Origin of the sequence: Pseudomaricurvus alkylphenolicus, from assembly GCF_011683955.1 — a bacterium.
Classification (GTDB): Bacteria; Pseudomonadota; Gammaproteobacteria; order Pseudomonadales; family Cellvibrionaceae; genus Pseudomaricurvus; species Pseudomaricurvus alkylphenolicus.
The window spans coordinates 674,638-695,757 of sequence record NZ_JAAQPI010000003.1 but is presented as its reverse complement, the minus strand read 5'-3'; the positions used below and the strand labels follow the sequence as shown (position 1 = coordinate 695,757).

Sequence of the window (21,120 nt, the reverse complement as noted above, 5' to 3'; positions counted from 1 at the left end):
AAGCGATGAGGCAGGCAGAGGTGATGATATGAAAAAAGTCTTCAGAAAAACGCTTATTTCCACCGCGTTAGGGGCATGTTTAAGCATGCCGAGTTTGATGCTTGGTGACGATACCGAAATCTATATGAATGCTGGCTTGGCAGCAGGTGATACCGATATTGCCCAGCCCAAGGTAATGTTGATTCTGGATTATCGCGCTAACCTGGGAAGCTCTTTCTGCTCGAGTTTAAATGATACCTGTCGTGACAACATGAACGACGGTTTGGAAGCTACTGATCCTTTATTGTCGGATTTTTTGTTGCAGAGCGATGGGATCACAGCTATTCCTGACGGTACCGCGCTGAGCGAACTGGATATCCTGCGGGCGATATTGCGATGGTTGTTTTCGCAGCTCGAGGGATTTGACGTCGGTTTAATGATCAATCATGACGCGGATAACCGTTGCGAGGGACCCGACCGAGAGGATTGCAGTAACGGCGCCTATATCCTTAACGGTTTTACAGATGTGTCCAGCAGTACGTTATTGGATAAGCTCGGAAAAGTGCGTACACCGTCTGGAGGATCAGGAGCGCATACCTTTCAGGCCAAAGAGGCCTATTTTGAGCTCTATCGTTATCTCAATGGCGGTGGTGTTTATAATGGCCACAATGGTTATAGTGATTACGGGACCTCCACGGGTCGCGAAAATCTGGACAGTGATGATAATCGGGACGGTGATGGCAATAAAACTACCGAAGTCGCTTGGGATACCTCTATTGAAAGCGGTGATAACTATGTATCACCCTATGACTCCGACCAAAATAATGCCTGCTCCCCCACCTATGCAATCACTCTGTTTGAAGGGGTAACCAACCAGGACGCCGATTCAGACGATGCTATAGAAGCTGACATGGCCGATGTTTCTGGCTATTTCACGGGCAAAACCAATGCAACAGCGCTCGCTGATGTTGTGTCTTGGATGACCAACGAAGACGTCAATACAGATGTCGATGACGACCAGAACGTGACCTTTTACTTCTTCTCTGATGGCCCAACATCCAACGACGTTACCAAAGCGGTTAGCGCTGCAGGTACACCTTTGATTGATTGGGATAGCCCTGCGCAGGTCGCCAAGGCGCTTCTGGACGTATTTCGCAATATTGCAGTTCGCTCAAGTACCCTGGTGGCCTCATCGGTACCGGTTAACGTATTCAACCGCTCTGATATTCAGGGCGACGTCTATATGGCGATCTTTGAGGTTGATGAAAATGCCGGACCATCCTGGCCAGGAAACCTGAAAAAATTTCGTATTGCCGAAATTACGGAAACCATCATTAATGACGATGGTTCCACCACCACCGAAACCGATCTGGCGGTTGTCGATGTTAATGGCAGTCGTGCGATCAGTGTAGAAGATGGCCGTGTTGCGGTCGGGGCGCTGAGTTATTGGACAGATCCAAATCTGCTGCGCGATGTAAATCCTGATCGCGCAGACGAAGAGCCTGATGCGAGTAAGGACGGTCGCTCCGTCACTCGTGGAGGAGCGGGCCATAAAATTACAGGAGTGCGTGACGGTGCAGATCCCGGAGACAGTAATTCTGACTCTGGAGCACGCCAAATTTATTTGGAACCCGCTACCTTTGATCCGTTCGTGTCAGGTGGCACAGCATTAGATAATCTGCGCGCTGACTATGATCTGGGATCCGCAGCGGATCTGGAACTCCTCGCGCCGCTCAAGGCGTTGATGAATTTGCCGGATGAAGACAACGGTGATGATGCCGCGTTGGACAACCTGTTGTGGCTGCGTGGTTATGATGTGGAAGATGCGGGAAATGATTACCGCGACTGGGTATTAGCGGATGTTTTGCATTCTCGGCCCCTGGCTATCAACTATGGTTCTCGAAATACGACACCAGGTGCAGACACACTTCGTGAGTATGACAAAGAGGACAACCCGGACATTCGAATCTTTATGGGCACGAATGACGGATTTATGCACCAGTTCAAAAATACCCAGGAAGGGACCGACGCGCCGGAGTCTACTCCCTATGTCGCGGAAACTGGGGCGGGTGACCAAATGGGTGTCGAGGCTTGGTCATTTATGCCTCGGGAGTTGTTGGATAATGTGTATACCTTACGCAGGGGGCTTTCCGAACCAGACGTCCACCCATACGGTGTTGACGGTCAGGCGACTGCATTTGTGATCGACAATAATGGAGACGGCAATATTGATCACCGTAGTGACGAGCAGGGGGCCTGTGATGACACACAGGTACTTGAAAGCGGATTCGGAGTCACCGGGGATCACTGTGACAAAGCCTACATTTACTTTGGTTTGCGTAGAGGCGGCAAATCATATTATGCGCTTGACGTGTCGAATCCGGATGATCCTCCAACCATGTTGTGGAAGATCGATAACACAACGACCGGGTTTGAAGAGTTGGGTATGACTTTTTCAACTCCCAGGGTAGGTTGGGTGCAGTACACAGAAGATGGCAATGCCACACCGGTCGTAATGTTTGCAGGAGGCTTTTATGGCGGCTGGCAGGATACCAACGATGACGGTGAAATTGACTCCAGAGTCGGTAAAGACGATATTGACTACGTTGCTACTGCAGACTCTCCCGATCCCGAGGGTGCGGCAATTTATATCGTCCACGCACGAACCGGCGAGCTGATTTGGAAAGTGACTCACGGCGACGCAACTCAGTCAGTTTCAGCAACCGAATACAACCATGCAGACATGCATGACTCCATTCCGTCTGAGCTGAGTCCTTACGATTCGGATGGTAATGGAATCTTTGATCGTCTTTACGTGGGCGATACGGCTGGGATCGTTTGGCGAATAGATCTGCCAGAAAGGGGAAGCTCTGATGAAGAAGGGGATCACCGCGAAAACTGGTTTGCCACACGTTTCGCTAATTTGGGTAGCGACTTGAGGTTTTTCCACCGTCCGGATATTGTTGCGGCCACTGATTCAGGTTTGGCTTGGGATATCGTTGTGATGGGCTCAGGCGACCGGGCTCACCCGAAGTCCGATACCACCACCAACAACAAATTCTTTATGTTGAAGGATAGTGCTCTGACCAGTGGCGATGCTGACGTCTTGGATCGCACTCCATTTACCATGTCGAATCTCGAGAATATTACCAGCACTTGCGTTCTGGGAAATGAGGAAGGTTGTAATACTGACAACTTGAGAGACAATGGTTGGGTGCTGAATCTTGAGGCGGGCTCTGCCGAAAAAAATCTGGGTTCACCGGTGGTTGTTGAAGGTAAGATTCTGTTTACCACCTATGTGCCAGGGGGAGTTTCCAGTAGCGATTCCTGCGGGGTGAATATTGGCGAAAGTCTGCTGTATGCGGTGTCTCTTGCCAATGGCTCCGCTGTGTTCAATCTTTCTGTTGGAAACTTTGAAGGCGTGCCTGATGCCGCCGAAGACAGATATAAAGTGGATGTGGAAGGCATCGGATCTGACCCGGTGGCGGTTGGACCCATGCACGTGCTTACACCCGGAGGTGATTTTGTGGAAGCCTCGGGCGTGCCCCGCTGGGATATTTACTGGCGTGAAATGGGCGTCGACAAACTAAACTGATTTAACATAAGGACACACCGGCCCATGAATCGAAGCCAGGGTTTTACACTGATTGAACTGATGATCGTCGTTGCCATCGTTGCCATTCTGGCGGCGGTGGCCGTGCCGTCTTATCAGGACTATGTGATTGCAAGTAATCGAGCTGTCGGGCGTGCTGTGCTGCTGGAAGTGGCAGGTCGACAGGAGCAGTATTTTGTTAATAACAATCGCTATGGCACCATGGTTCAGTTGGGTTACGCTGCCACTACGGTTGGGGTGGATAGTGAGAGTCGCGTAGCGGGTTCAGGCACAGGTGTTTACGATGTTTCGCTCAGTGTAGCCACAGCAACAACCTTTACTGTTCAGGCTGTTCGTACAGGAAGTCAGTTGAATGACGCAGAATGCGGCACGCTCACACTGACCCACTTGGGCGTCAAGGGAGAAGGTGGCACCGGCACCGTCACCGATTGTTGGTAGGTGGCAACAGCCTAATCCTCACTATCCAGCCCCAGCTTCTTCAACCGGTAGCGAAAAGACCGAAAGCTGATGCCCAGCTTTTTCGCTGCCGCCGTCCGGTTCCACTTGGTTTTCTCCAGGGTGTTGCAGATCACTTCCTTTTCGATCTCTTCCAGATATTCGTCCAGCGAGTGAATGCTGTCGGTATCCGTGGTGTGTGAGACCTGTGTTTGAGGGGCGGCAGAGGTTTTCCCGCCGCTCAATTGTAAATCCTCCAAGCTGATCACATCGTCCTCACAGAGCGTAAATGCCCGCTCCAGAATATTCTCCAGTTCGCGCACATTACCGGGAAACCTGTATTCCCGAAGTGCTGCCAGAGCTTCCTTGGAAAGAACCGGTGCCTCCAGGCCGCATTCGCTGGCAAAGCGTTCCAGAAAATTCTCAGCCAGCAGAGGGATGTCATCCTGGCGCTCGCGTAGCGGCGGGATATCAATCTGAATCACATTGATGCGATAGAAGAGGTCGTTACGAAAGCGCTCTTTCTGAACTTCCTGTGCCAGATCTTTATGAGTCGCGCTAAGCACCCTCACATCAATCGCCAACTCTTTATCCGCTCCGATGGGCCGCACGGCTTTTTCCTGGATGGCCCGCAGCAGTTTTACCTGCATATCCAGTGGCAGATCCGCAACTTCATCGAGAAACAGGGTGCCGCCATTGGCTGCCTGAAACAGTCCCTGCTTATCAGCGGTGGCGCCGGTAAAGCTGCCTTTTTTGTGACCGAAAAACTCGCTTTCCATCAGTTCCTTGGGAATGGCACCGCAGTTGACGGGGATAAAGGGCCCTTCCGCTCGCCCACCCTGGTAGTGTATCGCTCTGGCCACCAGCTCCTTGCCGGTGCCGGATTCGCCGCTGATATACACCGGCGCCTGGCTGCGGGAGACCTTGAGAATCTGTTTGCGCAGTTTCTTGATGCCGTCGGTATCGCCCCGCAGCGGTGGGCTGTTGTCGGCCGCCGCCTCGCGGGCTCGGGACAGTGACAGGGCGGTATTAATCAGGGAGCGCAGGTGCTCCAGCTCCACCGGTTTGGAGATAAAGTCGAAGGCGCCGGCCTTCATGGCGGCAATGGCGGTGTCCATATTGCCGTGAGCGGTAAACACCGCAATTGGCAACTGTGGCAGCTGTTTCTGAACCCATTGCACCAGTTCGATGCCATCGCCGTCAGGCAGGCGCAGATCGGTCAGGCAGGCATGGTACTCACGCTTGGACAGCAGCTCCCGGGCGCTGCCAATACTGCCGGCGCTGTCGCAGTCGATACCCATGCGCGACAGGGTAATTTCCAACAACTCGCGGATGTCCGGTTCGTCGTCGATAATCAGTACGGTGGTTTTGTCTTCACTCATGGCGGTTAGAATATTCGGTCCGGGTGGGCAAAGTCGATACGGAAACAGCTTTTTCCCGCTTCATTTCTGCGGTAATGCAGGCTGGCGTGGTTGGCCTCGCACATCTCCTTGGACAGGTACAAGCCCAGGCCAGAGCCCGAGGCTTCGGTAGTATAAAAGGGTTCAAAGACGTGGGCGAGGCTATCTTCGGCAATGCCGTCACCTTCGTCAATCACTTCCACATAGGGCAGCTCAGAATCGGGATCGGTATCACAGTGCAGCTGGATGTTGGCGGCACCAATGGTTTTTTCGCTGTATCGCAAGCCGTTATCGGCCAGATTGGTCAGCACTTGGCTCAGGTGGCTGCTGTCAATTCGGGCACATACCGTCTTTTCTGATAATCGAAGCTCGATATGGGGCGTGGTCACGGGCTCTCCCCCGTGTTTGTCCACATAGTGTTCAAGATAATCACGAACAAACTGCTCAAGCCATTCATTGAGCTTGAGCAGCTCGGGTTTGGTGGGACGCCGTCGGGACAGCTGCAATACGTTCTCGATAATCTGGTTAACCCGCTGTGCATTGGTCTCGATGATCTCCGTCAGGCGGCGGTCGGCACGATTGAGCTCCGGAGATTCCGCCAGCAGTTGACCGGCATGGCTGATGGCGCCCAGGGGATTGCGGATTTCGTGGGCAATGCTGGCGGTCAGGCGTCCCAGTGAGGCGAGCTTCAAATGCTGCGCCTCCAGGGTCAGTGCGCGGTGGTCCTCTACAAACGTCAGCACTTCGGAGCGCTCCTCACCCTCGGGGGCCAATTGTGCAAATCTTAGCCGAACTTCGTCGGTGCCGATCTTGAGATTGGGCGTGCGCGTGTGGGGGTAGGCTTGCCATAGCTGCACATGGTCCGCCAGCTCCGGCAGATCCTGCAAATGCCGCTTTTTGCTCTTGGGCCAGTCGAGCAGCTTGCGCGCGGAGCGGTTGATGAGTTCCACCTCACCGGAGGGATTGCTGACCACCACACCGGTCTGCATACGCTCGATAATCAGCTGGGCCAACTGTTGCAGGTGAGCGGCATGTTGGGCCTGAACCTGGGCCTCGGCGGCACTCAGGCGCAGCTTGGTACTGAGGTAGTTAAAGGTCAGCGACATGGCGAACAGCAGGATACCCAGCGTGCCGGCGACAAATAATACCGATGGATCGGCGTTGCTATAGTTGATGCGATAGAGACTCTCGCCCAGTATCAGCAGGGTGGAGATGGCCGCCAGGGCGGTACTGACCTGGGTATTGAGGAAAATGCCCCCGACCGCCGCCGTGATCAGCAGCAGAAAGCCCAGGCTGCTGTCCAGACCCTCGCTGGCGTGGATCATCAGCAACAGCGCCAGAATATCGATAAACAGCAGGACAAAGATCTGTTCATGAGTGGGAATAAAGCGTTTCCGCCACAGGGAAACCAGGGCGAGCAGGCTAAACAGAGTATAGGCTGCCGAGGTGGCGGAGAAGAGTTCGGGATCGCTGTGGCCCAGAATGTTGGAGGTGATGCGGGAGTGGAACATCGCCAGCAAAACACTGCTCAAGCCCGTGCGGTAGTAGGCGTAGATGCGCAGTAAGGGGTAGTTCGTGTCTTCGTATTGCTCCACCATGTTTGTTTTGCTTAATCCCTTGGTTTATCCGAAAATAGCGCCCTGTTTTTTGTCTCATTGTAAATGACAGCCTGCCGCGCCTGCAGGTGAGTCTGGAGTAGTTCACATATGCCAACCCTAAAGATTGTCATGGCTCAGGTAAACCCTCTGGTGGGAGATATCCAGGGCAATACCGAACTGGTGATTGAGACCGTCCGCCAGGCGGAATTGGAGCATGGCGCCGACGTGGTGGTGTTCCCCGAACTGACGTTGACCGGTTATCCGCCCGAGGACCTGTTGCTGCGGGCCAGTATGGAGGTGCGTATCAATCGCGCGCTGAAGGGGATCTGTTCAGCCTCGCTGCAGGCGGCCGTGGTTCTTGGCTACCCGCGGTTGGTGGCTGGCAGGGTGTTTAATATGGCGGGCGTCATCGACGACGGTGAACTCACTGCCGAATACGCCAAGCAACACCTGCCTAACTACCGGGTATTTGATGAAATGCGCTACTTCCTGCCCGGAGACAGCTCCTGTGTCGTACGTTTACGGGGTATTAAGGCGGCCATCACCATCTGTGAAGACATCTGGCAGCTGGAGCCCATGCTGCAGGCCAAGCAGGCCGGGGCACAGCTGATGCTGAACCTCAATGCCTCGCCCTTCCATATCGGTAAGGTGGAAGAGCGTCGAGAGTTGCTGCATGACCGCGCCCGCGAGGGCCAGATGCCGATTCTCTATGTCAATCAGGTCGGAGCCCAGGACGAATTGGTGTTCGATGGCGCTTCCATGGCGGTGAGCGCCGAAGGCGAGGTGATGGCCCAGGCTCAATGTTATGAGTCTCAGCTGATGCCTGTGGAAATCTCTGTGGCCGATGGCCAGTGCACCATCATTGAAGGTGACAAAGAACCTGAACCCGAGCGCCTGGCGAATATTTACCAGGCCCTGGTTGTGGGTGTACGCGATTACGTCAATAAGAACGGTTTTAAAGGTGTTGTTCTTGGCCTGTCCGGGGGGATCGACTCCGCACTGACGCTGGCCATCGCGGTGGACGCCTTGGGCAAGGAGCGGGTCGAGGCGGTAATGATGCCGTTCCGCTATACCTCGGACCTGAGTAAAAATGATGCCGCTGACGAAGCTCAGCGGCTGGGTGTGCGCTACCAGTCGATCTCTATCGAGCCCATGTTCGAGGCCTTTATGGCGGCTCTGGAAGACGAGTTTAAAGGCACCAGCCGCGACACAACGGAAGAGAACCTGCAGGCCCGCTGCCGGGGTGTGCTGCTGATGGCAATATCCAATAAGAAGGGCTATCTGGTGCTCACCACGGGCAACAAGAGCGAGATGGCGGTGGGCTATTCCACCCTCTACGGCGACATGGCCGGTGGTTTTGACGTGCTTAAGGACATTCCCAAAGTGCTGGTTTTTGAGCTCAGCCGCTACCGCAATACCCTGGGCGAGGTGATCCCGGTCAGCGTGATCGAAAGGCCGCCCTCGGCGGAGCTGGCGCCGGATCAGAAGGATGAAGACAGTCTGCCTCCATACGATGTTCTGGACGATATTCTGGAGATGTATGTGGAGCGTGACTTCAGCGCCAAAGCCATTATCGAGGAGGGCTATGACGCCGATGTGGTGCACCGGGTGCTGCGTCTGGTGGATATCAATGAATACAAGCGCCGTCAGGCGCCCATTGGCCCCCGGATCACTCAGCGAGGCTTTGGCCGGGATCGTCGCTATCCCATTACCAATGGCTGGAAGTTGGGCGACTGAATCAGCCGCAAGTATTCATTGGTGAACATAAAAAAGGCGGCCATAGGCCGCCTTTTTTGTTTGGAGACATTGGACTTCGGAGTTAGTCCACCAGCCCAAAAGTAATCCAGTTCAGCCAGGAGCGCTCTTTGTCGGCTACCTGATCGGATTCAATTGGATCATTGATGTCGCGATTCAGGTACTCGGGGTTATACAGCTCGCGGCTGTCAAAGCCGGGGGGCTCTTTCTTGTCGAACAGGCCAAAGGTGGCGTAGCTGACCCAGGAGCGTTCACCCAAGCGGGAGCGGTACTGATAATCGAATTCACCGCTCTCAAGTGCGGGGTGGTTGGGGTAATTGCTGGCCAGTGTCTTTAGAGCGTTATCACCTAGCTCTTTCATCTCCAGCAGGTCATAGCTCTGCACCATCACCGCCAGCGCATCGGGAACCGCGGGGGTCTGCTGGAAGTTCTCGACCACATAGCGGCCACGGTTGGCGGCTGCCACATAAGCGCCGCGCTTGAGGTAGTAGTTGGCGACATGGATCTCGTAGCGGGCCAGCAGGTTGCGCAGGTAAATCATGCGTTTGCGGGCATCCGGTGCGTACTGGCTCTTGGGGTAGCGGGCCAGCAGTTGCGAGAAATAGGCGAAGGACTGACGCGCCGAGCCGGGATCCCGTTGGGTCAAATCCGTTGGCAGGAAGCGCTCAAACATGCCACTGCCCTCAGTGAAGGAAGCCAGCCCCTTCATATAATAGGCGTAGTCCACATTGCGGTGCTGGGGGTGCAGGCGAATAAAACGATCCGCCGCAGCAGAGGAGGCTTCGTGTTCAAAGTTGCGGTAGTAGGCGTAGATCAGCTCCAGCTGGGCCTGTTCCGCATAGGTGCCGAAGGGGAAGTTGGCCTCCAGGGCCTGCAGGTTTTCGATCGCCAGCTCCCACTGGCGGCTCTTCAGCTGGCGCTGTGCAGCCTCGTAAAAGTCTTTTTCAGTGGTGTAGGAGGGGCCCTGTTCCTCTTGCGAGGAGCAGGCGGCCAGCAGAAACAGGCTGGCGGCGATCATTAACAGACGCACGTACATAAATTCTTCTCGTCGATTCCAGGGGATATTTAAATGATTATTCCCGGGAGCTTGTTTAAACTAGGCGGTTCAGCGACTGGCCGAGAGGCCCGGGCTGCGCCGAGAAGCACGTATTTAACCACAGAGACTCCTCAGACCCAAGCCAACAGCTGAATACTCCAGACAACGCCGACATTTATTGAGTTACTCCATGGCAGAAGCCCTAGAATTGACCGCCGTAGTCCCCGATAGCCTGATGGGCTCGAGATTAGACTTCGCGGCCGCCGAACTGTTCCCCGACTATTCCCGTTCCCGCCTGCAGGCCTGGATCAAATCCGCCGATCTGACGGTCAATGGCCAGCAAGCCAAGCCGAAAGACAAGATGATGGGAGGCGAGGAGTTGGTCCTGATCGCCGAGCCCGAAGAGCAGGGCGACTGGGAAGCCGAGGATATCCCTCTCGACATCGTGTTTGAAGATGAGCATATCCTGGTCATTAACAAGCCCGAGGGACTGGTGGTGCATCCGGCGGCGGGCAACCGCAGCGGTACCCTGCTCAACGGTTTATTGCATCATCAGCCTGATCTCATCAATGTGCCACGGGCCGGCATTGTGCACCGGCTTGATAAAGACACCACGGGATTGATGGTGGTGGCCAAAACCCTGCAGGCCCACGCCGATCTGGTGGCTCAGCTGCAGGAGCGCAGCGTCAGCCGCGAATACGAAGCGGTGGTTCAGGGAGTAATGACCGGCGGAGGTCGCGTTGAGGGGGCTATCGGCAGACATCCCCGTCAGCGCCAGAAAATGGCGGTGGTCGACTTCGGCGGCAAAGAGGCCGTGACGCACTATCGGGTTACCCAACGCTTTGATAATCACACCCATGTGCGCCTGAAGCTGGAGACCGGTCGGACCCACCAGATCCGGGTGCATATGGCCCACATCGGTTATCCTCTTGTGGGTGATTCGACTTACGCCGGCCGCTTCAAGATTCCCAAGCAGGCCTCACCCGAATTGCTGGAGCAACTGAAGGGCTTTCGTCGCCAGGCGCTGCATGCCGCCCAATTGGGCCTGATTCATCCCGCCACCGGAGAGTATATGGAGTGGCAGGCGCACCGGCCTGATGATATGCAACAGTTGCTTGAGACGCTGGCAAAAGGTTGAATAACGTCTGGTGAAGTTGACTCACCGTTAACATCGGTAGCTTACTAGAACATGGAAAACTCTCGCCCCCAATGGATTGCGCCGGACTGGCCGGCAGCTGCCCACGTCCGAGCCCTGATATCCACCCGATCGGGAGGCGCCAGTGAGCCTCCCTTCGATAGTCTTAACCTGGCGCAGCATGTTGAGGATGATGCCGATCAGGTGGCGATCAACCGCTCACGTCTGGCCGAGGCTGCTGCCATGCCCGACCATCCCCAGTGGCTACAGCAGGTGCATGGCACCAAACTGGTGGAAGCTGACAATGATGGCGTGGTGCGTACTGCCGATGCCTGCTGGAGTGATCAGCCGGGGGTGGCCTGTACAGTGATGACCGCCGACTGCCTGCCTTTATTGGTCTGTGACCGTGAGGGTACCCGGGTGGCGGCAATTCACGCGGGTTGGCGAGGGCTTGCCGCCGGCATCGTGCGCGACAGCCTGGAGCAGTTACAGATAGCGCCCCAAGACACCCTGGTCTACCTCGGGCCCGCTATCAGCCAAAAACACTTCGAGGTGGGCATCGATGTGCTGGAGGCGTTTTTTGACAGCGCCATTGACGAAAATCACGGTGCTGCTGTCAGCGCAGCCTTCCGGCCAAGCCTGCAAAAACCGATGAAGTACCAGGCTGATCTCTGTGCATTGGCCCGCGCTGAGCTGGCTGCCCTGGGCGTCACGGAAGTTTATGGCGGTGACTACTGCACATTTGAGGACTCCGACCGCTTCTATTCCTACCGTCGTGATGGTCGCACCGGTCGTATGGCCTCTATTATCTGGCTGGACCCCATTTGACCTAAATCAAACCTGTTTTACATTTCTGCACCCCCGGCTGTTGATTTTCCCAGCAGCGCCCCCAGATCAGTGCCATGGATTGTCTACAGACTCAATTGAGGTAGAACATGCGTATAGATCGTTTAACCAACCAGCTGCAAATGGCGTTGTCAGACGCGCAGTCTCTGGCCGTCGGCCGTGACCATACCCAACTGGAGCCCTCCCACGTGCTCTTGGCGATGCTCGACCAACAGGGCGGTGCGGTGCGGCCGCTATTGGCCCAGGCCGGATTTGATGTCACCGGTTTGCGCAATGGTTTGGCCATTGCCCTGGACAGCCTGCCGCGGGTTCAAAACCCCACTGGCGATGTCCACATGTCCAACGAGATGGGACGCCTGTTGAATCTGGCGGACAAGCAGGCGCAGCAAAATGGCGATGCCTATATCTCCAGTGAATGTGTGCTGCAGGCCGCTATGCAGGACAGCTCCAACAGCTTGGGCAAAATTCTGGCCCAATACGGAGATGCCAAAAAGCTGGATGAGGCGATCAACAAAGTTCGCGGCGGTGAAGCCGTGGACAACCCCGACGCCGAAGGCAACCGGCAGGCGCTGGACAAGTATACGATTGACCTCACCGCACGCGCCGAAGCGGGCAAGCTCGATCCGGTGATCGGTCGCGATGATGAAATTCGTCGCACCGTACAGGTGTTGCAGCGCCGTACCAAAAACAATCCGGTACTGATCGGAGAGCCGGGTGTGGGTAAAACGGCCATTGTTGAAGGGCTGGCCCAGCGGATCATTAATGGTGAGGTGCCCGAAGGACTGAAAAACAAGCGTTTACTGTCTCTGGACCTCGGCTCGCTGCTGGCCGGAGCCAAGTTTCGGGGCGAATTTGAAGAGCGCCTGAAGTCGGTACTTAACGAACTGTCCAAGCAGGAAGGGCGCATCATCCTGTTTATCGACGAATTGCACACCATGGTGGGCGCCGGTAAAGCAGAAGGCGCCATGGACGCCGGTAATATGCTTAAGCCGGCACTGGCGAGGGGGGAGCTGCACTGTGTTGGCGCTACCACGCTGGATGAATATCGCCAGTACATTGAAAAGGACGCGGCCCTGGAGCGGCGTTTCCAAAAGGTACTGGTGGATGAGCCCACAGAGGAAGATACCATTGCCATCCTGCGCGGTCTGAAAGAGCGCTACGAAGTACATCATGGTGTCGACATCACCGACGCGGCGATTATCGCTTCTGCAAAACTGTCTCAACGTTACATTACGGATCGTCAATTGCCCGACAAAGCCATCGACCTGATTGATGAAGCTGCCAGCCGTATTCGCATGGAAATTGATTCCAAGCCGGAGGAAATGGACCGTCTGGAGCGCCGTCTGATTCAGTTAAAGATTGAACGCGAGGCGGTGAAGAAGGATGACAGCGAAGCGGCCAAAAAACAGCTGACCCTGCTGGACAAGGAAATTGAGAAAAACGAACGGGCCTTTGCCGATCTGGATGAGGTCTGGCGCGCGGAAAAAGCGGCGCTGCACGGCTCTGTGGAGATCAAGGCCAACCTGGAGCAGGCTCGGCTGGATCTGGATTCCGCCCGTCGCGCCGGCGATCTGGGTCGCATGTCGGAATTGCAGTACGGCATTATTCCCGAGCTGGAAAAACAATTGGACATGGCCAGTCAGGCGGAAATGACGGACATGCGGCTGCTGCGCAACAACGTCACCGATGAGGAAATCGCCGAGGTGGTGTCCAAGTGGACCGGAATACCCGTCAGCAAAATGCTGGAAGGGGAGCGCGAGAAGCTGCTGCGTATGGAGTCGGAACTGCATAAGCGGGTGATTGGCCAGGGCGAGGCTGTGGTGGCGGTATCCAATGCCGTTCGCCGCGCGCGCGCCGGGTTGTCGGATCCGAATCGACCCAACGGTTCGTTCCTCTTCCTGGGGCCCACCGGTGTGGGTAAAACCGAGTTGTGTAAATCGCTGGCGGAATTCCTGTTTGACAGCCAGGACGCCATGGTTCGCATCGACATGTCCGAGTTTATGGAGAAGCACTCGGTGGCACGTTTGATCGGCGCACCTCCCGGCTACGTTGGCTATGAGGAGGGGGGGTATCTGACGGAAGCGGTTAGACGCAAGCCCTACTCGGTACTGTTGCTGGACGAAGTGGAAAAAGCTCATCCGGACGTATTCAACATTTTATTGCAGGTGTTGGAAGACGGTCGCCTCACAGATGGGCAGGGGCGTACGGTGGACTTCCGTAATACCGTGGTGGTGATGACCTCCAATCTGGGGTCGGACGCGGTTCAGGATATCGCCCGCAACCGTTCATTCGACACCATCGACTTTAACAACACGGATGCCGATGCCGGAGGTATAGAAAACGAAAACCGCTACGAAGCGATGAAGGCCGCGGTAATGGAGGTGGTCGGCGGTCACTTCCGCCCTGAGTTTATCAACCGCATTGACGAAGTGGTGGTTTTCCATCCCCTCGGCAAGGAGCAGATTCGCGGCATCGCCAATATTCAGCTGGAGTTGTTGCGCAAGCGACTGGCAGAACGCGAATTGGGGCTGGATGTCAGTGAAGAGGCGCTGGACCGACTGGCAGCGGTTGGTTTCGATCCGGTGTATGGTGCCCGTCCGCTCAAGCGGGCGATCCAGCAGTATATCGAAAACCCCCTGGCCCAGGATGTGCTGGCCGGCAAATTTGCACCGGGTGATACCGTCGGCACTCGGGTAGAGGGCGATAAGATTGTTATGGAACCCTTGACGACCCATTAAAAGCGACGCGACCTAGGTCGAATACCTGCCTTATGAAAAAATGGTTACACTCCTTGGGAGTGTAACCATTTTTTGTTGCGGAGACCGCTTCCCCGATGGACAGCCAATTACTCCTGTTTCTGGTCTGTGTCTATTCCGCCCTCTTGTTCGGGGTGGCCTGGCTGGCTGAGCGCTACGGCCACCGCCTGCAGCAGCCCTGGTGGCGGCCGTTGGTTTACACTCTGTCCATAGGTGTGTACTGCAGTTCCTGGACCTTTCTCGGTGCGGTTGGCCAGGCCGTCGAAAACGGCTGGATTTTTCTGCCGATCTATTTGGGGCCGATATTATTGGTTTTGTTTGGCTGGCGTTTTCTGCGCCGGCTGCTGGTGATCAGTTCCCGCAACAAGGTCACGTCTATTGCCGATTTTATCGGTTCCCGTTATGGCAAGAGCCAACGCCTGGCGGCCATTGTTACCCTGGTGCTGGTGGTGGGGACTTTGCCCTATATCACTTTGCAGCTGCGAGGTGTCGGCATCGCCTGGTCGTCCATTCAGTGGGGCACCGATGGAAACGGCGGCTTTGACGCCTTGTCCAGTTTGATCGCCGCCATCGCCATGGCCTGGTTTGCGATTTTATTTGGCACACGGGTGATTGATGGACCGGATCGACACCGTGGCATGATTACCGCCGTTGCCGTTGAATCCGTGGTGAAAGTGGTGGCGTTCGTGGTGGTGGCGATGCTGGCGGTTCGACTGATGCAAGGGAGCGGTGTGGATGTTGCCAATGTCGCGCCCAATTTCTCCGTTGACCAGCTTTCGGCCCCCCTGTTTTTTACTGAGATGTTGTTGGCGGCGGTGGCCATTGTCTGCCTGCCCCGCCAATTTCATGTCATGGTGGTGGAATACCACCACCGCAGCGATCTGCGCTATACACGTTTCCTGTTGCCCGCCTATCTGGCAACGTTTGCGATGTTGGTGCTGCCGTTGGCGCACGCGGGTGCGCAATTATTTTCAGGCCTGGATGTAGATCCGGACAGCTACGTGTTGACGTTGCCGCGCTGGGCCGGCGCTGAACCCATCCTGGCACTGACGTTTATCGGTGCACTGTCCGCCGCCACGGGCATGGTGGTGGTGGCGACCGTGGCCCTGTCGATTATGATCTCCAACGAATTGATCGTCCCCATCTGGCTGCGCTCCACTTCAAGTCGCGGGCGCACGGCAGCGGACCTGGGCTGGTCGCTGCGGTTGATTCGCCGGGTGTCCATCGTCGCCATTCTGTTGCTGGGCTGGGGCCTGGAACAATTGATGAGCAGTGGTGAAACCCTGGCGTCCATGGGCCTGATTTCTTTTGCGGCAACCGCCCAGCTGATGCCGGCTGTACTGGGCGCACTCTATTGGCCCGGTGGCCATGCCCGTGGCGTTGTTGCGGGTGTGCTCAGCGGTATGGTGCTGTGGCTTTACTGCCTGTTACTGCCGGCAGTGTTGCACGCGGATCACCCTTTTATCATCTCCGGCCTGTTTGGCGTTACTTGGCTGGCGCCGCAAAATATTCTTGGATTGGGCTGGTTGGATCCGCTCAGTCATGGCGTGTTCTGGAGTTTGCTGGTTAACGCTCTGGTCTTCGTCTTTGTGTCCAAGCGTTCCACATTTCGTCTGCTGGATATTCGCCAGGCCGACGCCTTTACTCGCCTGCGCTGGAAGGTTCAGCGCAAAGAGCTGGATCTGGAGCCTTCCGGTATTGAGGTGAGGCAGTTGCAGGCCTTGATGGAGCCATTGTTCGGGCCGGAACGCACCCAGGATATGTGGCAGGAGTTTGAGCACCGCATTGGTCATCGACTGTTGCCTCACGACCAGACGCCACGGTTTGCCGTGACCACTATCGAGAGTGATCTCGCGGCCATCATCGGCGCCGTTTCGGCGCATCGCGCCATGCAATTGCTGATCAGTCAGCAGCCGCTGCAACTGCAGGACTTTGTATCCCTGGTGGGGGGCAGCTCACGGCAGCTGCAATTCAGTCAGACGTTGCTGCAGACGACCCTGGAAACCATTCCCCAGGGCATCAGCGTGGTCGATAAAGATCTGCGTCTGGTGGCCTGGAACCAGCAATACCAAAAGCTGTTCGACTATCCTCAGCGGCTGCTTTACGTCGGTTGTGATATCGAAAAAATTTACCACTACAACGCCATGCGCGGTTATCTGGGGGATTCCAGTGATGATCCGGATGTGTTGGTGAGTCGTCGGCTGCAACAGCTGAGATCCGGCAGTCCTCATCGTATTGAAAGGCAGTTGCCCAGCGGCGAAGTTGTGGAAATCCGCGGTACACCACTGGCTAATGGGGGTTATGTGACCACCTATACGGACGTCAGCGAATATCATGGCATGTTGCTGCAGCTGGAGCATGCTCGCAACACCCTGGAGGAACGGGTCAATTCGCGCACGGCACAGCTGCAGTCTGTCAATGAACGCATGCAGCATGTTAACCAATCCCTGCAACGGGAAAACGACCTGCGGGCCCGTGTGGAACAGGAGCTTAAGGAAGTACACGCAAGTAAGAGTCGCTTTCTGGCGGCCGCGAGTCACGATCTGCTCCAGCCGATCAATGCGGCACGTTTATTTGTTTCGTCCATGAGTGCGAAACTGGAAGAAACGGACATAAAGGATTGCAACCTCAAAGGCGACGTTAATCACCTGGATGATGCACTGAACCAGGCGGAACAATTAATCAGTTCCCTGCGGGAAATTTCCCGTTTGGGGTCGGGTAAAGAGCGGCCCAAGCGCGAAAACTTTCCGATCGAACGGCTGCTGAGTTCGCTGGCCGGGGAGGCCAGTGCACTGGCAGGAAAGCAGGGGCTGGAATTCCGATGGGTGCCCTGTTCTCTCTGGGTCAACAGCGATCCCCATTTATTGCGGCGGGTGCTACAAAATTTTATTTCCAACGCCCTGCGTTATACGCGCGAAGGAAAAGTGCTGCTGGGTTGTCGCCGTCATCGTGAGGGCATCACGCTGGAAGTCTGGGATACCGGGCCGGGTATCGCGGAGCAGGACCGCCAGCGCATCTTTGAAGAATTCGAACGTCTGCCCTCAGCCAGTATGAGCAACCAGGGGCTGGGATTGGGTTTGTCTATCGCCCAGCGTATTGCACAGTTACTGGGGCACCCCATCAGTCTTGATTCCACACCGGGCAAAGGCTCGGTGTTTCGCATTACAGTGGCGTTGGGAGAGGTCCAGACAGAGACCCGCGTTCGCTCCGTGGCCGATTCGCGCCTCACGGGTTTGAGAGTACTGTGTGTGGACAACGAAGCCACCATTCTGGCGGGCATGCAATCGCTGTTGGAGCAGTGGGGTTGCCGTGTCACCACCGCTGCGGATCTGGGGCAGGCGTTATCTCTCTGGTCTCACGATCAGGCGCCACAGCTGGTGTTGGCTGATTTTCACCTGGAAGAAGAAACCGGCCTGGATGTCTTGGAGGCGTTGGGCTATCACTGGCAGCGAAAACTGCCGGCAGTGATTATCAGTGCGGATAACAGTGACGAGGTTCGGGGGCAGGTGCAGCAGGCCGGTTGTCTGTTTCTGGCCAAGCCCGTGCAGCCTGCGGCTCTGCGGGCGCTGATGCGGCGAGCGCTACGTCGTCAGAAGGTGGGCGTCGAGTAGGCTAATTCTTGAAATCCGCGACGCTATTGGTCGGATGCACGGCCAGCTGACCAATGGCCACCGCGGCCTGGGTGCGCGAATGTACGCCCAGCTTACGGAAAATCTCGGTCATATGGGCCTTGATGGTGGCTTCGGTCACGTTTAATTCAAACGCGATCTGTTTGTTCAATAATCCCTGGCTGACCATGGTGGCCACCCGGAACTGTTGTGGGGTGAGATTGGCCAGGGCTTCGGCAATGTCCAACTCGTCATCGTTGGCGATGGGGGCTTGACTGAGGCCCTCGGGTACCCAAAGGCCGCCTTTGAGTGCCGTCAGCAGTGCTTCGCTCATGGTTTCGATGGGGGCGCTCTTGGGCAGAAAACCACAGGCGCCGTGATCCATGGCTCGGCGGATAATCTCAGGTTCTTCGTGGGCCGATACGATCATCACCGGGATCTGGGGGAAATGGGACGTAAGATACACCAGGGCGCTGAAGCCCTCGGCACCGGGCATATGCAAATCCAGCAGAATCAGGCTGGCACTGGGGTGCGACTCCACCTGTGATTGCAGGCTGTTAAAGTCTTCAGCCTCCACCAGCACTGGCTGATCAAGTTCGCGCGACAAGGTTGTACTCAGCGCCGACCGAAACAGCGGATGATCGTCAGCGATGATAATGCACGGATGGGTCACCATGTTTTAGTTACCGAATGTTGGGGTCGTTATTATTGTAGTCCAGTACTCCTCAGCTGGCGTACTTGCAGACCTGTACCCACACAGGGTATCCCAATCCCCGCCGCCTAACAATTTGTTCCGATTTGCGACAAATTGTCCTGGATCAATGAAATGTCAGAAAAAAAGTCACAGCCCTGGCCAGGGTGAAAGGCGCAAGGCTGTGCAGAGAACTGACTCTGTGGTCCAAGGATTGAGGGGGAAACAACGGTTTAACCATTGTCGGTTTACCCATTGTCGCGGCAGAGACCGAACCGTCCGGATATGGAGAAATAACCGGACAACGATTAGCCGGTTCATGTCACTCCCGGCGACACTGATATTTTTAACAAAGCGATATACCTCGCTCCATTAGACCTTGGTCTAGCTTCCCGATAAGTGCCGACTTTAACATAGACTTTGGTCGACACTAGACCAATGGGTAATACCTTAAAGGGCGCTGGAGGACTAAAAAGTTATTGTCAAAAACAAACACTAATCACAATACCCACATTGGAGAGGACAATAACGATGAATCCACAAAAGCGAAATCCAATCCGCTTGCGCACATTGTGCAAAACGCCACTGGCCCTCGCAGCCTGCCTTGCCGCAACATCCATGCCTGCGGCGGCTGACAGCGATATGGCCAAGCGCGTGGAGATGCTTGAGCGTGAGTTGCAGGCGCTGAAATCGCAGCTGCAACAGAAAGAACAACTGCAGCACAAAAAAGGTGTAGAGCTCAAAAAGGGTACCCGTTTTCAATACGGCGGTTACGTAAAACTCGATACCTCCTGGAGTAATTATTCCGATCAGCAGCGCGCCAACAATGTCGGCGACGACTTCCTGGTACCCGCCACTATCGCCGTGGGCGATGGTGATAACGACGGTGATACCGTGATGGATTCCAATGCCAAGTTTTCCCGTTTGTGGTTCAAAACCCAAACCGATACCAAAGCCGGTGCGATCAAAAGTTATATCGAAATGGACTTTAATGCGTCCAACGATGAGCGCTTAACCAACCAGTCTTCCAGTGGATTACGCCACGCGTTTGTGTCCTGGGATTACTCCGACAGTGCTTCACTGCTGGTGGGGCAGACCTGGAGTACCTTCTTCAACGTCGGCGCTCTGCCGGAGACCCTCGACTTCGTAGGCCCCACTTCCGGCACCGTGTTTATTCGCCAGAGTCAGGCGCGCTGGACCAAAAAGCTTGGCGGCGGCACTTCGTTTATGCTGAGTGCGGAGAACCCCTCCGTCAGTCTCTACGATGCCGGCGGTGGCTATGATGCCCGCGACATCGACGACAGTGTCATGCCAGATCTGGTGGCTCGCTACAACGGCAAATCGGGCGCCTTCAGCTACTCTCTGGCTGCCATGGCGCGCGAGATTACCTATGACAGCGGCAGCAGTGATGATAGCGCCCTTGGTTATGGTCTGAGCCTGTCCGGCAAATATCTGTTTGAAAACGGGGACGACCTCAAGTTTATGGTCAACCACGGCAATCTGGGTCGCTATGTGGCGCTTAATACCTTCCGTGATGGCGCCGTCGAGGCCGACGGGGATATTGACCTGATCGACGTCACCGGCGGCTACCTGGCTTATCGCCACCACTGGAATGACAAGCTGCGCAGTACCTTCAGCTATGCCTGGTCCAGTGCCGATAACGCGGATGACATCCTGGCGGACGTCACCGAGACGATTGCCAATGCCAACGTCAACCTGATTTACTCGCCCACCAAGAAACTGTCTTTTGGTGCTGAGTATATATTCGCCGAACGCGAGGTCGAGAGCGGCCTGGATGGCGATCTGACCCGTCTGCAACTGATGGGTAAGTGGGCGTTCTAAGGCGCTCTCGGGCATTGCTGCCAGTGCGGGGCGGTTGCCATAAGACCAAGGTCTATACGACCTCCAGTCTATAGACGATGGTCCAATGGCTTCCCGACCCCAAAGCGGTGAAACTGACAGTGATGAAAAACATCGTTTGAGGAGGAAAGAACAATGGCTTTCAAATCAGAAGAAGACGCAAAAGCGTATTGGAAAGAAAACGTCAGCTTAATGGTCAAGCTGATGGTGGTGTGGTTTGTGGTGTCCTTTGGTTGCGGCATTCTGCTGGTGGACGTTCTCAACAACATCCAACTGGGCGGTTATAAATTGGGGTTCTGGTTTGCCCAGCAAGGTGCCATTTACACCTTTGTTGCCCTGATTTTCTACTATTCACGCAAAATGGGTGCGCTCGACCGTAAGTACGGCGTACACGAAGAATAAGAGGAC

13 protein-coding genes are annotated in these 21,120 nt (G+C 55.6%); 9 read left to right on the top strand and 4 right to left on the bottom strand.

The window, feature by feature from the left end; translation table 11 throughout:
- The first annotated feature begins 28 nt into the window (after window positions 1–28).
- Together HBA55_RS11635 and HBA55_RS37400 are read left to right on the top strand one after the other, a co-directional pair.
- A complete protein-coding gene (locus HBA55_RS11635; RefSeq protein WP_166990810.1) occupies window positions 29–3,574 on the top strand; it encodes a pilus assembly protein in 3,546 nt (1,181 codons plus the stop codon).
- A gap of 24 nt (window positions 3,575–3,598) precedes the next feature.
- Window positions 3,599–4,030 carry a type IV pilin protein gene (locus HBA55_RS37400; RefSeq protein ID WP_166990807.1) on the top strand — a complete coding sequence of 144 codons (432 nt, stop codon included), beginning with the start codon at window positions 3,599–3,601 and terminating at the stop codon, window positions 4,028–4,030.
- An 11-nt stretch (window positions 4,031–4,041) separates the two neighbouring features.
- Here HBA55_RS37400 and HBA55_RS11625 read toward each other — a convergent pair whose 3' ends face one another.
- Together HBA55_RS11625 and HBA55_RS11620 are read right to left on the bottom strand one after the other, a co-directional pair.
- Complete coding sequence (locus tag HBA55_RS11625) at window positions 4,042–5,409, bottom strand: sigma-54-dependent transcriptional regulator (RefSeq protein ID WP_166990804.1); 1,368 nt, start codon at window positions 5,407–5,409, stop codon at window positions 4,042–4,044.
- 5 nt (window positions 5,410–5,414) lie between these two features.
- On the bottom strand, window positions 5,415–7,025 hold the full coding sequence (locus tag HBA55_RS11620; protein WP_166990801.1) for a sensor histidine kinase: 1,611 nt from the start codon (window positions 7,023–7,025) through the stop codon (window positions 5,415–5,417).
- Window positions 7,026–7,133: 108 nt separating this feature from the next.
- On the opposite strand from HBA55_RS11620, the gene HBA55_RS11615 reads away from it, so the two are divergent.
- Entirely contained in the window at window positions 7,134–8,762 is a 1,629-nt protein-coding gene (locus HBA55_RS11615; RefSeq protein ID WP_166990798.1) for an NAD+ synthase, read from the top strand.
- An 82-nt stretch (window positions 8,763–8,844) separates the two neighbouring features.
- Here the strand turns inward: HBA55_RS11615 and HBA55_RS11610 are convergent, their stop codons facing one another.
- On the bottom strand, window positions 8,845–9,816 hold the full coding sequence (locus tag HBA55_RS11610) for an outer membrane protein assembly factor BamD (protein ID WP_166990796.1): 972 nt from the start codon (window positions 9,814–9,816) through the stop codon (window positions 8,845–8,847).
- A gap of 190 nt (window positions 9,817–10,006) precedes the next feature.
- Here HBA55_RS11610 and rluD point away from each other — a divergent pair, with 190 nt between their 5' ends.
- The 4 genes from rluD (at window position 10,007) to HBA55_RS11590 (ending at window position 18,164) form a co-directional block, all read left to right on the top strand.
- The gene (gene rluD / locus HBA55_RS11605; protein ID WP_166990792.1) at window positions 10,007–10,954 is read left to right on the top strand and encodes a 23S rRNA pseudouridine(1911/1915/1917) synthase RluD; all 948 of its coding nucleotides are present in this window, start codon (window positions 10,007–10,009) and stop codon (window positions 10,952–10,954) included.
- Window positions 10,955–11,005: 51 nt separating this feature from the next.
- Window positions 11,006–11,779: a peptidoglycan editing factor PgeF gene (gene pgeF, locus HBA55_RS11600; protein WP_166990789.1), complete on the top strand. Its 774-nt coding sequence runs from the start codon at window positions 11,006–11,008 to the stop codon at window positions 11,777–11,779.
- A gap of 107 nt (window positions 11,780–11,886) precedes the next feature.
- A complete protein-coding gene (clpB, locus tag HBA55_RS11595) occupies window positions 11,887–14,535 on the top strand; it encodes an ATP-dependent chaperone ClpB (RefSeq protein WP_166990786.1) in 2,649 nt (882 codons plus the stop codon).
- Window positions 14,536–14,630: 95 nt separating this feature from the next.
- Window positions 14,631–18,164, top strand: a complete 3,534-nt coding sequence (locus tag HBA55_RS11590; RefSeq protein ID WP_166990783.1) for a PAS domain-containing hybrid sensor histidine kinase/response regulator — start codon at window positions 14,631–14,633, stop codon at window positions 18,162–18,164.
- 1 nt (window position 18,165) lies between these two features.
- Here HBA55_RS11590 and HBA55_RS11585 read toward each other — a convergent pair whose 3' ends face one another.
- Window positions 18,166–18,837, bottom strand: a complete 672-nt coding sequence (locus HBA55_RS11585; protein ID WP_166990780.1) for a response regulator transcription factor — start codon at window positions 18,835–18,837, stop codon at window positions 18,166–18,168.
- 546 nt (window positions 18,838–19,383) lie between these two features.
- On the opposite strand from HBA55_RS11585, the gene HBA55_RS11580 reads away from it, so the two are divergent.
- The gene (locus tag HBA55_RS11580) at window positions 19,384–20,694 is read left to right on the top strand and encodes a DcaP family trimeric outer membrane transporter (RefSeq protein WP_166990777.1); all 1,311 of its coding nucleotides are present in this window, start codon (window positions 19,384–19,386) and stop codon (window positions 20,692–20,694) included.
- Between the two features lie 153 nt (window positions 20,695–20,847).
- A complete protein-coding gene (locus HBA55_RS11575) occupies window positions 20,848–21,114 on the top strand; it encodes a DUF4212 domain-containing protein (protein ID WP_166990774.1) in 267 nt (88 codons plus the stop codon).
- The last annotated feature ends 6 nt before the right edge of the window (window positions 21,115–21,120 follow it).